Annotated in this window: 15 protein-coding genes; 12 read left to right on the top strand and 3 right to left on the bottom strand. The window is 64.8% G+C overall.

The window, feature by feature from the left end; translation table 11 throughout:
• Positions 1 to 126: 126 nt before the first annotated feature.
• The 7 genes from ACPS74_RS10870 to ACPS74_RS10840 all read left to right on the top strand — a co-directional run bounded on the left by ACPS74_RS10870 (position 127) and on the right by ACPS74_RS10840 (position 6,509).
• Positions 127 to 471 (top strand): YidB family protein, encoded by a 345-nt coding sequence (locus ACPS74_RS10870; RefSeq protein ID WP_029649141.1) that lies wholly within the window; start codon positions 127 to 129, stop codon positions 469 to 471.
• Positions 472 to 684: 213 nt separating this feature from the next.
• Entirely contained in the window at positions 685 to 1,668 is a 984-nt protein-coding gene (gene gmd, locus ACPS74_RS10865) for a GDP-mannose 4,6-dehydratase (protein WP_018406561.1), read from the top strand.
• A 20-nt stretch (positions 1,669 to 1,688) separates the two neighbouring features.
• A complete protein-coding gene (locus ACPS74_RS10860) occupies positions 1,689 to 2,678 on the top strand; it encodes an NAD-dependent epimerase/dehydratase family protein (protein WP_029649142.1) in 990 nt (329 codons plus the stop codon).
• 24 nt (positions 2,679 to 2,702) lie between these two features.
• Entirely contained in the window at positions 2,703 to 4,130 is a 1,428-nt protein-coding gene (locus tag ACPS74_RS10855) for a glycosyltransferase family 4 protein (protein ID WP_029649143.1), read from the top strand.
• Positions 4,131 to 4,316: 186 nt separating this feature from the next.
• Positions 4,317 to 4,847 carry a hypothetical protein gene (locus tag ACPS74_RS10850; protein WP_018406558.1) on the top strand — a complete coding sequence of 177 codons (531 nt, stop codon included), beginning with the start codon at positions 4,317 to 4,319 and terminating at the stop codon, positions 4,845 to 4,847.
• Positions 4,848 to 5,007: 160 nt separating this feature from the next.
• Positions 5,008 to 6,009 (top strand): adenosine kinase, encoded by a 1,002-nt coding sequence (locus tag ACPS74_RS10845; RefSeq protein WP_029649144.1) that lies wholly within the window; start codon positions 5,008 to 5,010, stop codon positions 6,007 to 6,009.
• Between the two features lie 62 nt (positions 6,010 to 6,071).
• A complete protein-coding gene (locus tag ACPS74_RS10840) occupies positions 6,072 to 6,509 on the top strand; it encodes an FKBP-type peptidyl-prolyl cis-trans isomerase (protein ID WP_018406555.1) in 438 nt (145 codons plus the stop codon).
• Positions 6,510 to 6,512: 3 nt separating this feature from the next.
• Here the strand turns inward: ACPS74_RS10840 and ACPS74_RS10835 are convergent, their stop codons facing one another.
• The 3 genes from ACPS74_RS10835 to ubiE all read right to left on the bottom strand — a co-directional run bounded on the left by ACPS74_RS10835 (position 6,513) and on the right by ubiE (position 9,794).
• Entirely contained in the window at positions 6,513 to 7,307 is a 795-nt protein-coding gene (locus tag ACPS74_RS10835; RefSeq protein ID WP_029649145.1) for an SDR family NAD(P)-dependent oxidoreductase, read from the bottom strand.
• Positions 7,308 to 7,332: 25 nt separating this feature from the next.
• A complete protein-coding gene (gene ubiB / locus ACPS74_RS10830; protein WP_029649146.1) occupies positions 7,333 to 8,898 on the bottom strand; it encodes a 2-polyprenylphenol 6-hydroxylase in 1,566 nt (521 codons plus the stop codon).
• 125 nt (positions 8,899 to 9,023) lie between these two features.
• Entirely contained in the window at positions 9,024 to 9,794 is a 771-nt protein-coding gene (gene ubiE / locus ACPS74_RS10825) for a bifunctional demethylmenaquinone methyltransferase/2-methoxy-6-polyprenyl-1,4-benzoquinol methylase UbiE (protein ID WP_193392180.1), read from the bottom strand.
• Positions 9,795 to 9,902: 108 nt separating this feature from the next.
• Between ubiE and mutM the strand changes: the two genes are divergently transcribed.
• The 5 genes from mutM to ACPS74_RS10800 all read left to right on the top strand — a co-directional run bounded on the left by mutM (position 9,903) and on the right by ACPS74_RS10800 (position 14,629).
• Positions 9,903 to 10,772 (top strand): bifunctional DNA-formamidopyrimidine glycosylase/DNA-(apurinic or apyrimidinic site) lyase, encoded by an 870-nt coding sequence (gene mutM, locus ACPS74_RS10820; protein WP_029649148.1) that lies wholly within the window; start codon positions 9,903 to 9,905, stop codon positions 10,770 to 10,772.
• A gap of 40 nt (positions 10,773 to 10,812) precedes the next feature.
• Positions 10,813 to 11,577, top strand: a complete 765-nt coding sequence (locus ACPS74_RS10815; RefSeq protein WP_029649149.1) for an ABC transporter ATP-binding protein — start codon at positions 10,813 to 10,815, stop codon at positions 11,575 to 11,577.
• Positions 11,574 to 12,386 carry an ABC transporter permease gene (locus ACPS74_RS10810; RefSeq protein WP_029649150.1) on the top strand — a complete coding sequence of 271 codons (813 nt, stop codon included), beginning with the start codon at positions 11,574 to 11,576 and terminating at the stop codon, positions 12,384 to 12,386. Before ACPS74_RS10815 ends, ACPS74_RS10810 begins: the two co-directional genes overlap by 4 nt.
• 2 nt (positions 12,387 to 12,388) lie before the next feature.
• Positions 12,389 to 13,117 (top strand): TlyA family RNA methyltransferase, encoded by a 729-nt coding sequence (locus ACPS74_RS10805; RefSeq protein ID WP_029649151.1) that lies wholly within the window; start codon positions 12,389 to 12,391, stop codon positions 13,115 to 13,117.
• Between the two features lie 237 nt (positions 13,118 to 13,354).
• Positions 13,355 to 14,629: a class I SAM-dependent RNA methyltransferase gene (locus tag ACPS74_RS10800; RefSeq protein WP_029649152.1), complete on the top strand. Its 1,275-nt coding sequence runs from the start codon at positions 13,355 to 13,357 to the stop codon at positions 14,627 to 14,629.
• Positions 14,630 to 14,661: the final 32 nt, after the last annotated feature.

Below are 14,661 nucleotides of genomic sequence, written 5' to 3'. Positions count from 1 at the left end.
TAGGCTGTGCCGGCGATCGCCTGCCCGATCCCCTGCCCGATCCCCCGCCATTGTAAAGCCTATGCCCCGCCTTATCTCAGCTAGCGCGGCGCAAAGCGCGCGCTTTTTTAAAAAGGGAGAATACTCATGAGTTGGCTCAAGGCGATCGCTGGCGGCGTGATCGGGGCTGAAGCCCTGAACCTTATTAAGGATTATGTGGAGAAGCAGGGCGGCCTCCACGGCGTCGTCAAGAATTTCGAGAACTCCGGACTGGGAAAGCAGATCCACTCCTGGGTCGGCCTCGGTCCCAATGAAAAGATCAGCGAGATGGACATCAGCAAGGTGGTCAACGCCGATAAGCTGATGGAAATCGCCAAGAACGCCGGCATCGACATCGACAAGGCGAAAGCGCTTCTCGCTCAGTATCTGCCGGAAGTGATCGACAAGGCGACGCCGGAAGGCAAACTGCCGCCGCCCGACAAGCCGGCGTAAGCGGACCAACGCCAATTCTCGACACTGCCGACGGCGGCGCGCGCCGCCGTCCGGCCTGTTCCCGCCCACGCTCTTGCTTCACGCGCCCTGATTCTGTAATTCCCTCGCGCGCGCCCTTTGCGCCCGCGCCAGGGCGCGGAACGCCCTGAGGCCGCGCCGCTGCGGGGGTTTCGCCTTCGCCACGGCCGCCAGCCAATTTGAATAGGACCATTAATGACCAAGCGCGCGCTGGTGACCGGGGTTACAGGACAGGACGGCGCCTATCTCTCCCAGTTTCTCCTCGACAAGGGCTATGAAGTGCATGGCGTGGTGCGGCGCTCGTCGCATCGGGGCGTCGAGGACCATCGCCTGCGCTGGCTCGGCATCAGCGGCAAGCTGAATTTGCACGACGCCGATCTTGCGGATCTTTCAAGCCTGCTGCGCACCGTTCAGGCCATCCAGCCGGATGAAATCTATAATCTGGCGGCGCAATCCTATGTCGCGTCGTCCTGGCGCCAGCCGATCCTCACCGCGAACGTCACCGGCGTCGGCGTCACCAACGTGCTTGAGGCGATGCGGCTCGGCGCGCCCAAAGCGCGCTTCTACCAGGCGTCCTCCTCCGAAATGTACGGGCTCATCCAGGAGCCGATGCAAAGCGAGAAGACGCCCTTCTATCCGCGCAGCCCCTATGCCGTGGCGAAGCTCTACGGCCATTGGATCACGGTGAACTATCGCGAGAGCTTCGGCCTTCACGCGTCCTCGGGCATTCTCTTCAATCACGAAAGCCCGCTGCGCGGCGTCGAATTCGTCACCCGCAAGGTCACGACCGGCGTCGCCGCGATCAAACTCGGACTCGCGACGGAGTTGCGGCTCGGCAATATCGACGCCAAGCGCGACTGGGGGCACGCCAAGGATTACGTGCGCGCCATGTGGCTGATGCTGCAGCAGGAGAAGCCGGACGATTACGTCGTGGCGACCGGCGTCACCACCACGGTGCGCGATATGTGCCACATCGCTTTCGAGCACGCCGGCCTCGACATGGAGAAATTCGTCATCATCGATCCGGCCTTCTACCGCCCGGCCGAGGTGGACGTTTTGCTTGGCGATTCAAGCAAGGCGCGGCAGGTTCTCGGCTGGAAGCCGGAGATCGATCTTCGCGAAATGATTTGCGAGATGGTCGACGCCGATCTCGAGCGGCTGCGGCGCGAGTCGGCCTAACCCGAAAAAGGGCGCCCGCGATGGCCGCCTTCGAGCGCATCTTGGTGACGGGCGGCGCCGGATTTGTCGGCGGCCACCTCTGCGCCGCCCTCGCCGAGGCCTATCCGCAGGCGACGCGGTCGCTGCTGCTGCGTCCCGGCGAACGCGGGGGCCATGAGGCTTTCGCCGCAGCCGTCGCCGATCTTGTCGACGAAGCCGCGATCGATTCGCTGATTGCGCGCATGCGTCCCGATCTCGTCGTCCATCTGGCGGGTCAGTCGTCGATCGCGCAGGCGCTGCACGCCGGCGAAATGACCTGGCGGGTGAATTTTCATGGTTCTTTCGCGCTTGCGGCGGCGGTCGCGCGGCACTGCCCAACCGCGGCGTTTCTCTTCGCCTCAACCGCGGCGGCCTATGGCGCAAGCTTTCGCGACGGGGTGTTGAACGAGGACGCCCCGTTGCGGCCGGTGGACGTCTACAGCCGCTCGAAAGTCGCCGCCGAGAGCGCGCTTTCGGATCTGCTGGCTCCCAAAGGGCGGCTCATCGTGGCGCGGCCGGTCAATCATTCAGGGCCGGGCCAGCGCAATCGCAACTTCGCTCTCGCCTCCTTCGCCGCGCAGATCGCCGCGATCGAGGCGGGGCGCGCCGAGCCCCGCCTCAGGGTCGGCGATCTCTCCAAGGCCCGCGATTTCCTCGACGTGCGCGACGTCATCGACGCCTATATGCGGCTGATCGCAAGTGCACGGGATCTGCCCGCCTCCGTCTCGATCTTCAACATCGCGTCCGGAAGGGCGCATCGCATGGAGGCGCTGCTCGAGCGGCTGCGCGGACAGGCAAGGGCGCAATTTGAGATCGAGGTCGATCCGGCGCTGCTGCGCCCTGAAAGCGACATCGCCAGCGTCGCCTGCGACGCGACGAGACTGACTGAAGCGACCGGCTGGCGTCCTCGCCACGACATCGACGACATGCTGCAGGCGCTCCTCGACGACGCCCGCGCCGCCCAAGCGCAGGCCACAACGGCGCCGTCATGAGCAAGCGGTCATGAGCGAGCGGTCATGAGCGAGCGGCAAAACCGAGAGCCCGAGCAGGACCGCGAACGCATCCGCCTGCTCGAATTTCAGCTCGATTATTTGCGCGCCGAACTCCTGCATCTGACCCACGAGCGCTATCGGCTGATCTATTCGGTCTCCGGCCACATCTATCGCTTTCTTCGGCCGGTCGAAGCGTTCCTCGCCGACGCCGCCAGCGCTGTCGTCGCGCGTTTTCGCCCGCCGCCGCCCAACGCGACCACGCCGTCGGCGTCCGGTGAAGTCGCGCCGGCCGCTCGAGGCGCGCCGCTGCCGGCGCGAAGGCTGCTGGTCGATGTGACGGGAACGATCAAGCGCGACGCCGGCACCGGCATTCAGCGCGTCGTCAAGGAAGTGACGCGCGGCCTCTATAGCGGCGAAAGCTTCGACCTGCCGGTTCTGGCGGCACGCTGCGAGGACGGCCGGCTGCTGACCGCCAATGGCTTCATCGCCGAACTTGTCGGCGGCGAAGCCGCGCCCGACTCCGAGATCGCGATCGCCGGAGGCGACCGCTTTCTGATGCTTTCTGACAGCTGGAACGCCTTCGACGAACTCGCGCCGGTTTTTGCGAAGATTCGGGACGCGGGCGGCGAGGTCGTCACCTGCATCTTCGATCTCATTCCGGAGCTTTATCCGCACGCCTGCCACGAAGTGACGGTGCCGCGCTATCGCGCCTGGCTGCGCAAGGCGCTCCTCGAGAGCGACAGTTTCCTGGCGATTTCGCGAACCGTCGCCGATGAACTCGCCGACTATGTCGCCGCGCAAGGGCTGCCGCATCGTCCCGGTCTCAAGATCGGCTGGTTTCACTGCGGCTCCGATCTTGCGCTGCGCGCAGACGCCGCGCCGCGCGACAAAATCAAAGCGGCGGTCGCCGGGGATGCGCCGGTCTTTCTCGCCGTCGGCACGATCGAACCGCGCAAAGGGCAGCGCGTCGCCCTTCGCGCCTGTGAAGACCTCTGGGCGAGAGGCCGCGACGTCCGACTCATCGTCGTGGGTCGGCGCGGCTGGTTTGAAGAAGCGGTGGCAAGCGAAATTCTCGGACATAAGGAATTCGGCCGTCGGCTGTTCTGGTTCGACGATGCGGACGACGACGAGCTTTCGTTTCTCTACGACCATGCGGCGGCGCTGATCTTCCCCTCCTATGCCGAAGGGTTCGGCCTGCCGATCGTCGAGGCGGCGCGCCGCGGCCGCCCGGTCATCTGCAGCGACATCCCGGTCTTTCGCGAGGTCGGACGGGCCGGCGCGCTCTATTTTCAGGTCAACAACGCCAAGGCGCTGGCGGAGACGATCGCCGACTTTCTCGACGGCCGCCGCGTCGCCGACCCGGACCAGGTCTTGCGCGTCGCCTGGCGCGACGCCGCGCGGCGCATCGTCGAGGTGGTCGCGCGTGAGGACTGGAGCCGGCGCCTGCCGTAGCCTGCTGGTTTGCGTTGCACCATGAGAACGCCGGATTTCCGCGCTCCCTCAAAGCGTGTTAGAGAGGCGCCAATTGGCCGTGCGGCCCGGCCAGCGCTCTCGCGGCGCGCTGGGCCACGCGGCTTTTCGCTTCCAATGCGGGTAGGGCTTTCGCCTTCTCCCACGCCAAAAACGGAAACGCTCTCCATGCCGATCAATATTCCGCTTCTCAATCAGCAGACGCCGCAGACCGTGCTCAAGATGATCAATCTCGAAGCGTCGCAGCTCTCGCTGCCGGATTCGCGCGAATTGATGTGGGGCGCTTTCGGCGCCTATGGCGTGCTCCAGGCGATCGCGCAGTCGTTCAACCACTCGCTGCTCGGAAGCCTGATCTACGGCGTGCTGAGCGTGGTCCTTCTCTACGGCGGAACGTACGGCCTGCTGCGCGTTCTGAAAGAGGACGCAAAGTTTCAGCGCACCGCCACGGCGCTCGCCATCATGAGCGGGCTTGCGGCGCTCGTCTATACTATCCTGCACCTCCTCTTCGGCATCGCCCTGCCGCCGCCCTTGCCGACCGAAAAGCTGCTGCGCTTTCTGCTCTTTCCGATTCTGATTTGGATGGTGTTCATGTACGCCTTCGTGTTCCGGCACGTGTCGCTGCGCCCGGCGCCGGCCTTCTTCGCGGCGGCGCTGTTCGTCATCGTCATCGAGGTGATCCTGTCGCCGATCAGCCGATAGCAGCAAATCCCTACTCGGACGGCGCGGCGCCCGGCCGCCTCGTTTCGCGAATTTCGCGAATGCCTCGCATGTGATCGACGGAACCGCGGCGCAATGCTAAACAGCGCGCCAGCGGCGCGCAGACGCCCGATTGCCTACGCTAAACGGATTAACGACGCTTATGACCCTATCATTTGATGTTCTGGGCATTGGCAACGCCATCGTCGACACGATCGCGCGCGCCGAGGACCACGATTTGCTGCAGGCCGGACTGCGCAAAGGCTCGATGACGCTCGTCGACGAAGCGCGCGCCGCTGAACTTTATACAGCGATGGGCCCGACGACGGTTATTTCCGGCGGCTCGGCCGCCAACACCATGGCGGGCCTTGCGAGCCTGGGGCGCGCCGCGGGATTCGTCGGCAAGGTCAAGGAAGACGACGCGGGGCGCGAATTCGCGCACGACATCCGCAAGGCCGGAGTCGCCTTCGACACGCCGGCGGCCGCCGACGGCGCCGCGACCGCGCGCTGCTTGATTTTCGTGACGCCGGACGGCCAGCGCACGATGAACACGTTCCTCGGCGCCTGTCAGGCGCTCGCTCCGGCGGACATCGACGAGGAGACGGTCGCGCGCGCGAAGGTCCTCTACATGGAGGGCTATCTCTGGGACCCGCCCGGCGCCAAGGAGGCCTTCCTGAAGGCGGCGAAGATCTCGCGCGCCAACGGACGCAAGGTGGCGATCACCCTTTCCGACAGTTTCTGCGTCGATCGCTATCGCGGCGAATTTCTCTCTCTCATCCGCGATCGGGTGGTCGACATCGTTTTCGCCAATGAAAGCGAATTGCACGCGCTCTATCAAACCGGCGATTTCGAGACGGCGCTCGCGGCGCTGCGCGCCGAAGACGGACTTCTTGGCGTCGTCACGCGGTCGGAAAAGGGCTGCGTCGTGGCGAATGGCGCGAGCGCCCTCGCCGCGCCGGCCTGTCCTGTCGATGCGGTCGTCGACACGACCGGCGCGGGCGACCTCTTCGCCGCCGGCTTTCTCGCCGGCTATACGCAGGACTTGCCGCATGAGCGCAGCGCGATGCTCGGCGCGCTCGCCGCGGCGGAGATCATCTCTCACGTCGGCGCGCGGCCGCAGAAGGATTTGCTGCAACTCGCCCGTGACACTGGCGTGCTGGAATAAGTTCGGGTTTCCTCGACCTGAGGCGCTCGATCGGCGATTCAAACAAGCTGGAGGAACGAAAGATGCGCCTTGTCTCCAAAGCGGTTCTGGCCGCATTTGCCGCAGTCGCGAGCCTCGCGCTCACCGTTGAAGCGCGCACGGAGGAGCAGATGACGAAAAGCCTCACAGGCCTTCAGCACAAGGACACGAAGGTCGGGACCGGCGCGACCCCCAAGATCGGTCAGACGGCGGTCATGCATTACACCGGCTGGCTCTACAACAATGGCGAGAAGGGCAAGAAGTTCGACTCGTCGCATGATCGCGGCCAACCGTTCGAATTCCGGCTGGGCCAGGGTCAGGTGATCAAGGGCTGGGACGAAGGCGTTGAAGGCATGAAGGTCGGCGGCAAGCGCACGTTGGTCATTCCGCCGGAACTCGGCTACGGCGCGCGCGGCGCCGGCGGCGTCATTCCGCCGAACGCCTGGCTGATCTTCGATGTCGAGCTGGTCGGGGTGAAGTAGCGCTCAGATCAGCGATTCGGCGACGCCGCCGTCAACGCGCAGTCCCGCCCCCGTCGTCGCCGACGACAGGGGCGAGGCGAGATAAACGGCAAGATTTGCGACTTCCTCGACGCTCGCCACGCGCTGAATGATCGATGTCGGCCTTTGCGACGTCACGAACTCCGTCGCGACGATGTCGATTGGCTTGCCGGAATTTCGCCGTTCGGCCTCGAGCATCTCCGCGACCCCTTCGGAAAGCGTCGGTCCCGGCAATATGGCGTTCACCGTCACGCCCGATCCCGCCATACGTTTCGCAAGTCCGCGCGAAAGGGCGAGCTGCGCGGTTTTCATCACGCCGTAATGGATCATTTCGACAGGAATGTTCAGCCCCGATTCGGACGAGACGAATAGCACCCGGCCCCAGCCATTCTTGCGCATCTGCGGCAGATAGGAACGCGAAAGGCGCACGCCGGACATTACATTGACGGCGAAATAGCGCTCCCAATCCTCATCGGTCGTCTCGAAAAAATCCTTTGGTCCATACATGCCCAGATTGTTGACGAGAATGTCCGCGGTGGGCGCGGCGGCGACAAGCGCCTCGCAGCCCGACGCGGCGCCGAGGTCAGAAGCAACGCCGCGATGTTTTTGCGCGGGCGCAATTTGGCGCAGGCGCTCGACCGCAGCCGCGACCGTCGCGCTTTTGCGCCCATTGACGATGACCGCCGCGCCAGCCTCCGCCAGCCCCTTGGCGATGGCGAAGCCGATGCCTTCGGTCGAGCCTGTGACGACGGCGGTTTTGCCGGAAAGGTCGATCCGCACAGCGACTTCCGTGATCTACGCCCGCTTAGCGCCCGAAAATCCACATAGCGGCAAAGAGCACTAAGGCGAGTCCGATCAGCAGCGTTCTGTCCGACCTTCGGCGCGTCTCGCCCAGCGCCTCGATCGAGCGCGCCGAAAGATCAATGCCGCGCTCGGACATTTCGCTCACCCGCTGGATCGCCGTTTCGGCGTCCTGCAATGTCTGCGGCAGCCGCGTCGCGAGCTTCGCCAGCTCCGCGAGACTTCTGCTCGCGTCCTCGATCTTCGCCTTGACGCCGAGGTTCTCTTCGATCCAGGAGCGCACCACGGGGTCGCAGGTCTTCCAGATGTCGAGTTTGGGATCATAGGCGCGGGCGACGCCCTCGGCGACGACCATGGTCTTCTGCAGCAGCACCAGCTCGGTGCGCGTGCGCATGTCAAAGAGCGCGGTCACTTCGAAGAGCAGCGTCAGCAGCCGCGCCATCGAAATATCGGCGGCGTTGATCGTGTGCATCGGTTCGCCGATCGCGCGCAGCGCCTGCGAAAATTCTTCGATGGAATGGCTGGCGGGAACATAGCCTGCCTCGAAATGAACCTCGGCGACGCGTTTATAATCGCGAATGATGAAGCCGTAGAGGATTTCGGCAAGAAACCGGCGCTCCTTCAGCCCCAGCCGGCCCATGATGCCGAAGTCGATGGCGACGAGCCTGCCCCGCTTGTCGACGAAAAGATTGCCCTGATGCATGTCGGCGTGAAAAAAACCGTCGCGCATCGCATGGCGTAGGAACGACTGCAGCACATTGCGGCCGATCGCCTTGAGGTCATAGCCCTCGGCGGCGACCCGCTCGATGTCCGAGAGCGGAACGCCGTCGACCCATTCAAGCGTCAGCACTTCGCGATCGGTGCGGCTCCAGTCGACGCTGGGCACGTGAATCTCCGGATCGCCGGCGACATTGTCGGCGAATTCGGACGCGGCCGCCGCCTCGAGACGAAAATCGGTTTCAAGCCTTACGGTGCGCGCGAGCGTATCGACGACCTCGATCATGCGCAGCCGGCGCGCTTCCGAGGAATAGCGCTCAGCCAGTCGCGCCACGCGATACATGTCGCGCAGATCGAGCGCGAATCGGCCTTCGATCCCCGGCCGCAGCACTTTCACCGCAACCTTGCGCACGCCCTCCTTGTATTGCGCCTGGGCGACATGCACCTGCGCGACGGAGGCGGCTGCGACAGGCTCGCCGAAAGATACAAACAGCTCGTCGATGCTTCGGCCGAGCGCCTTTTCGACGATCGCGACGGCTTTGTCTCGGCCGAACGGCTCCATCCGGTCCTGCAGCGCCGTCAGCGCATCGGCGATCTCGCCCCCGACGATGTCGGGGCGCGTCGCCAGAAATTGTCCGAGCTTCACATAGGAGGGGCCGATCTGCGCCAGCGCGCGCACCAGCGCCCGCCCGGCACCGTCGCGCTTGCTGCCCGCGAAGAGATTGGCGAAGCGCACGAGCGGCGCCGCGGCCGGCGGCAAAAGCGCCGGATCGAGGAGCGCAAAGACGCCTTCGCGCGCCATGATGTAGCCGGCGCGCGCCAGACGATAGAAATGACCGACGCCAAGGATCACGAACGCCGCCGCTCTTTAGATCACGCTGAACTTGGGCGGAATCGCCCAAATTAGCGTGATCGCATGCAAAAGATTAGAGCGCGGCGTCACCGGGTCCCGATTTTTCGCAGCGCGCTCGTTAGAGATCAGCTCTTCCAGCCGGAATGGATCGCCACCACGCCGCCCGTCAACCGCTCGAAACCCGTGCGCCGAAAGCCCGCCTTGCGGATCATCCGTTCGAATTCTTCCGCGCTTGGGAATTTGCGGATCGATTCGACGAGATAGCGGTAGGGCTCGGAATCTCCCGCGACAAGCTTGCCGATCGCCGGAATGACGTTGAACGAATAGGCTTCGTAAAGCTTGTCGAGGCCCGGAACGGCGACCTGCGAAAACTCAAGGCACAGAAAGCGGCCGCCGGGCTTCAGCACGCGATAGGCTTCGGCGAGGGCGACGTCGATGCGCGGCACGTTGCGAATGCCGAAAGCGACCGTGTAGCTGTCGAAATGCGCGTCGGGAAAAGGCAGCGATTCGGCGTTGGCCTGTACGAATTCTACGCCGGAAACGCCGCGCTCGCGCGCGCGATCGCGGCCCACTTCCAGCATGTCGCCATTGATGTCGAGCACGACGATTTCCGCGTCATGGGCCGCGCTCGTGGAGATGCGAAAAGCGACGTCGCCCGTGCCGCCCGCGACGTCGAGATGGCGAAAGTCCTTGCGCCCCCGCGCATTGACCTTGGCGACGAGCGTGTCCTTCCACAGCCGGTGCATGCCGCCCGACATGAGGTCGTTCATGATATCGTAGCGCCGCGCAACCTTGTGGAAGACGTCGTCGACGAGGCCCTGTTTCTCGTTCAAGGGAACCTCGGAATAGCCGAAATGGGTCGAGCCCTCTCGCTCGGAAGTTCGATCAATCATCAGGCGCTCGGGTGACGAGGAAGGAAGGGGACGGTATAGCCTGTCGCCGAGCCGGTGGCTACGCCCGCGCCGCCCCAGCCCGCCGGCACTTTGACGGGATCAACCCACTTCATGCCAGAGCTGCCCGAAGTCGAAACCGTGCGACGGGGATTGGCGCCCGCGCTCGTCGGCGCGACGATCGAGCGCGTCGAGCTGAGGCGCCATGATCTGCGCTTTCCTTTCCCCGAACGCTTTGCCGCGCGTCTTCAGGACCGCCGCGTTCTCGACCTTCGCCGGCGCGCGAAATATCTCCTCGCCGATCTCGACGACGGCCATTCGCTAATCATGCATCTTGGCATGAGCGGCTCGTTTCGGATCGATGAAGAAACGCCGGGCGCGTTTCACCACAAGCGCGACAAAAACGCCGCCCATGACCATGTCGTCTTGCATCTCGATCATGGGCGGCGCGTCGTCTACAACGACCCCCGCCGTTTCGGCTACATGCTGCTCATCGCCACGCAGGCGATCGATGAAGACAAGCTCTTTCGCGGTCTCGGCGTCGAACCTTTGAATGGCGCGCTCGACGCGGCGCTCCTTGCCCGCGCCTTTCGCGGACGCGCCGCGCCGGCGAAGGCGCTGCTGCTCGACCAGCGCCTGATCGCCGGCCTCGGCAATATCTATGTCTGCGAGGCGCTGCATCGGGCGCATATTTCGCCGCTGCGCGCGGCGGGATCGCTCGTCACGGACAGCGGCCGGCCGACGGCGGCGCTGGCGCGGCTGCCGGAGGCGATCAAGGATGTCTTGACCGATGCGCTGAAGGCCGGCGGATCGTCGCTGCGCGATCATCGCCAGATCGACGGCTCGCTCGGCTATTTCCAGCACAGTTTCCGCGTCTACGACCGCGAAGGCGCCGCCTGCCCAACCCCGGGCTGCAAGGGAACGATCACGCGCGTCGTTCAATCTGGCCGCTCGACGTTTTATTGTCCCGGCTGTCAGAAGTAACGCCCTTGCGAGGCGGCCCGCGGCGAGCTTAATAACCCCCATGTCCCAAAATGCAGTCGCGCCAAAGCCGACGCTCGCCGTCGCCGGCCTTTCCAAAACTTATGGCGATCGCAGAGTCGTCGGCCCGCTCGACTTCTCGCTGGAGGCCGGCTCCGTCACCGGCCTGCTCGGCGGCAATGGCGCCGGCAAGACCACGACCATCGGCATGGTGATGGGGCTGATCGAACCGACCCAAGGTTCGGTCCACGCTTTCGGCTACGACATGTCGCGCGAGCGCTACGGCGCGCTCGGCCGGATGAACTTCGAAAGTCCCTATGTCGACATGCCGCATCGCCTCACCGTGCGGCAGAATTTGCGCGTCTTCGGCATGCTCTACGACGTCGACGATCTCGACGCGAAGATCGAGCAGCTCGCGAAGGATCTGGCGCTTGGGGATTTTCTCGACCGCCAGACCGGACGCCTGTCCGCAGGCCAGAAAACGCGCGTCGCCATCGCCAAATCGTTGATCAACGACCCGCAACTGCTGCTGCTGGACGAACCGACCGCGTCGCTCGACCCCGACACGGCGGACTGGGTGCGCGCACGGTTAGAGGCGCATCGGCGCACGCATAATTGCGCCATTCTCCTCGCCTCCCACAATATGAGCGAGGTCGAGCGTCTGTGTGACCGCGTGCTGATGTTGAAGGACGGCACGCTCGTCGACGATGATTCCCCCGCGAGCCTCCTGGCGCGCTATGGCCGCGACACGCTCGAAGAAGTGTTTCTCGACGTCGCCCGCGGTCGCGTGGACGGAGCCCCGGCATGAATGTTTCCGTCAAGCACATCGGCGCGATGGTGCTGCGCTACGCCTATCTCTTACGCGCGTCCTACACGCGCGTGCTCGACATTATCTATTGGCCGACCGTCCAGCTCCTCACCTGGGGATTTCTGCAGACCTATCTCGTGCGCGCCGGCGCTCTCGCGGCGCCGGGCGGGGCGGCGCAGGCCGCCGGCACGCTGATCGGCGCCATTCTTCTGTGGGACATTCTGCTGCGCGGACAACAGGGCTTCTGCTTCTCCTTCATCGAGGAGTTGTGGTCGCGCAATCTCCCCAACATTCTGATGAGCCCGCTGCGGCCGGCGGAGTTCGTCGGCGCGCTTGTGGCCTTGAGCCTCATTCGACTCGCTGTCGGCGTGCTTCCCGTTACGATTTTTGCGATCCTGTTCTTCGGCTTCAATCTCTGGGCGCTCGGGATCGCCTTCGCCGCCTTCTTCGTCGTGCTGATGTTGTTCGCCTGGAGCATCGGTCTCTTCGTCTCCGGCATTCTGCTGCGTTATGGACTTGGCGCGGAAAACCTCGTGTGGTCGCTGATGTTCTTCGTGCAGCCGCTCGGCGCCGTCTATTATCCTGTGACTACGCTGCCCAACTGGCTGCAGCCGATCTCCTGGATGCTGCCGCCGACCTATGTGTTCGAAGGTCTGCGCGCCGTGTTGATCGATCACGTCGTCCGCTGGGATTTGCTGGCGCAGGGCTTCGCGATCGACGTTTTTCTCTTCGCGGCCGCATCGGCGGCGTTCGGCCTGCTGCTGAAAAGCGCGCGGCGCGCCGGCACGCTGCTGCAGACCGGAGAGTGACGATGGCCGCGAGCCGCGCCGACACAGCTCTCCACGCGCGAGGGCTTTTCGAGAGTCGCGCCAAGGCGCGCGAGGCGATCGAAGCCGGGCTTGTCACCGTCGACGGACGCATTGTCAAAAAGCCATCCGAGCCGATCGCCGCCGACGCCCATATTGTCGCGCAAGCGGCCTACCCCTGGGTGTCGCGCGGCGGCGTGAAGCTTGCCCACGCGCTCGATCATTTCGGCGTTGATCCCGAAGGGCGCTTCTGTCTTGACGTCGGCGCCTCGACGGGCGGCTTTACCGACGTTCTGCTGAATCGCGGCGCGCGCCATGTCGTCGCGGCCGACGTCGGTCACGGGCAATTGCATGCGCGGCTGCGCGCGGATCGGCGCGTGACCTCGCTTGAAGGGGCGGACGCGCGCGCGCTGACGGCGGCGCATCTGACTGAGGCGCCGAGCCTGATCGTGATCGACGCAAGCTTCATTTCGCTTAGCGTCCTGCTGCCGCATGTTCTGTCACTCGCCGCGCCGCGCGCCGACCTTGTCGCGCTGATCAAGCCGCAATTCGAAGCGGGACGCGCGGCCGTGAAGAAAGGCGTGGTGCGCGACGAGAAGATTCACGCACAAGTCTGCGCGCGCATCGAAGGCGAGATCGAAGCTTTGGGCTGGCGTGTCTTGAGCGTCATTCCCTCGCCGATCGAGGGCGGCGACGGCAATCGCGAGTTTCTCGTTCACGCCACGCTTGGATAGGACAAACGGATTGTTTGAAAGTCAGGCCAAACCCTCGGCCCCTCATCTCACTTCTCCCCGCAAGCGGGGAGAAGGGATATCGGCGCCACGCCTTCGGGACAAAGCAAGCGCGCGATTTTTTCGCGGAACGCCTGCCGTCCCCTCTCCCCGACGCAAGTCGGATGTTTCCGACTTGCGCATCGGAAGCCAAAGTCGGCAACAGCCGACTTTGGGTCGGGGAGAGGTAAGGTGAGGGGCTTGGTGACTGGCCCGCAGCGTCTCGTCATCGAGCGGCTCGGCAATCGCGGCGAGGGCGTGGCGCTGCTTGGCGGACGGCGCGTCTTCATTCCCTATGCGCTTGCCGGCGAGACCGTGACGGCGGAGGTCGACGGCGAGCATGCGCATCTCGTCGACATCGTCGAAGCGTCGCCGCAGCGCATCGCGCCGATCTGTCCATACTTTGAGGATTGTGGCGGCTGCGCCGTTCAAACGCTGCGCGCCGACGCCTATGCGGCGTGGAAGCGCAGTCTCGTCGAAACGGCGCTCCTCAATGCTGGACTGACGCTCGACGTGGCGCCGACCGTCGACGCGCATGGCGCAGGCCGGCGGCGCGTGACCTTCCATGCCCGGTTCGACGACGGCAAGGCGTGGGTCGGCTATATGGCGGCGCGCTCGCATCGAATCGTCGAGATCGAAGCCTGTCCATTGCTCGCGCCCGAACTTGCCGGCGCGCTGCCCGCCGCCCGCGCGATCGCGACAATTCTCGCGCCGCGCAGCAAGCCGCTCGACATCGCCGTCACCGCGACCCTCGGCGGCCTCGACGTGGAGCTGCGCGGCGGCGGGCCGCTCAATGATTCGGAAACCAGCGCGCTGCTCGCCTCCGCTGATGCGCTTGATCTCGCGCGGCTGACGAACCACGGCAAGCTTGTCGCTCTCCGCCGTGCGCCGCAGATCAAAATCGGCGAAGCGACGCTCACGCTTCCGCCTGGCGTATTCCTGCAGGCGACCCAGGACGGCGAAGAAACGCTCGCGGCGCGCGTTTTAAGCGCGACGGCGAAAGCGCAAAACGTCGCCGATCTGTTTTGCGGCGCCGGCGCCTTCGCGCTTCGGCTGGCGCGGCGCGCGCAAGTGAAAGCCTATGATATGGACGCCGGCGCACTCGCGGCGATGCGCGCCGCGGCGCATGCGACGCCCGGCCTGCGCGCACTCGAAGACGCCGCCCGCGATCTCTTCACGCGTCCGCTCAGCGCCAGTGAACTCAATGGATTCGACGCCGTCGTGTTCGATCCGCCGCGCGCCGGCGCCGCCGCGCAGGCGGCTGAAATCGCGCGATCGGAAGCTCCCATCGTCGTCGCCGTCTCCTGCCATGCACAAAGTTTCGCCCGCGACGCCGCAATTTTGCTCAAAGGCGGCTACGTCATCCGGGAGATCACGCCCATCGACCAGTTCCGCTATGCGGCGCATGTCGAGATCGTGGCCGTTTTTGAGAAGTCGAGCGGACGCAAATCCGCAAAACGGCGGCTGCTTGGATGAAATTGTCGGCGCCTGCGCCGCTCGTGCGTGCC

The organism is Methylocystis sp. SB2 (assembly GCF_049817085.1).
GTDB classification, from domain to species: Bacteria; Pseudomonadota; Alphaproteobacteria; order Rhizobiales; family Beijerinckiaceae; genus Methylocystis; species Methylocystis rosea.
The sequence above is the reverse complement of the archived record's forward strand: the minus strand, read 5'-3'. Positions and strand labels throughout refer to the sequence as shown.

What these genes read in the sequence shown, in the direction of transcription:
- ACPS74_RS10870 (WP_029649141.1), top strand. Translation starts at nt 127, where the DNA reads ATGAGTTGGCTCAAGGCGATCGCTGGCGGCGTGATCGGGGCTGAAGCC.
- gmd (WP_018406561.1), top strand. Translation starts at nt 685, where the DNA reads ATGACCAAGCGCGCGCTGGTGACCGGGGTTACAGGACAGGACGGCGCC.
- ACPS74_RS10860 (WP_029649142.1), top strand. Translation starts at nt 1,689, where the DNA reads ATGGCCGCCTTCGAGCGCATCTTGGTGACGGGCGGCGCCGGATTTGTC.
- ACPS74_RS10855 (WP_029649143.1), top strand. Translation starts at nt 2,703, where the DNA reads ATGAGCGAGCGGCAAAACCGAGAGCCCGAGCAGGACCGCGAACGCATC.
- ACPS74_RS10850 (WP_018406558.1), top strand. Translation starts at nt 4,317, where the DNA reads ATGCCGATCAATATTCCGCTTCTCAATCAGCAGACGCCGCAGACCGTG.
- ACPS74_RS10845 (WP_029649144.1), top strand. Translation starts at nt 5,008, where the DNA reads ATGACCCTATCATTTGATGTTCTGGGCATTGGCAACGCCATCGTCGAC.
- ACPS74_RS10840 (WP_018406555.1), top strand. Translation starts at nt 6,072, where the DNA reads ATGCGCCTTGTCTCCAAAGCGGTTCTGGCCGCATTTGCCGCAGTCGCG.
- mutM (WP_029649148.1), top strand. Translation starts at nt 9,903, where the DNA reads ATGCCAGAGCTGCCCGAAGTCGAAACCGTGCGACGGGGATTGGCGCCC.
- ACPS74_RS10815 (WP_029649149.1), top strand. Translation starts at nt 10,813, where the DNA reads ATGTCCCAAAATGCAGTCGCGCCAAAGCCGACGCTCGCCGTCGCCGGC.
- ACPS74_RS10810 (WP_029649150.1), top strand. Translation starts at nt 11,574, where the DNA reads ATGAATGTTTCCGTCAAGCACATCGGCGCGATGGTGCTGCGCTACGCC.
- ACPS74_RS10805 (WP_029649151.1), top strand. Translation starts at nt 12,389, where the DNA reads ATGGCCGCGAGCCGCGCCGACACAGCTCTCCACGCGCGAGGGCTTTTC.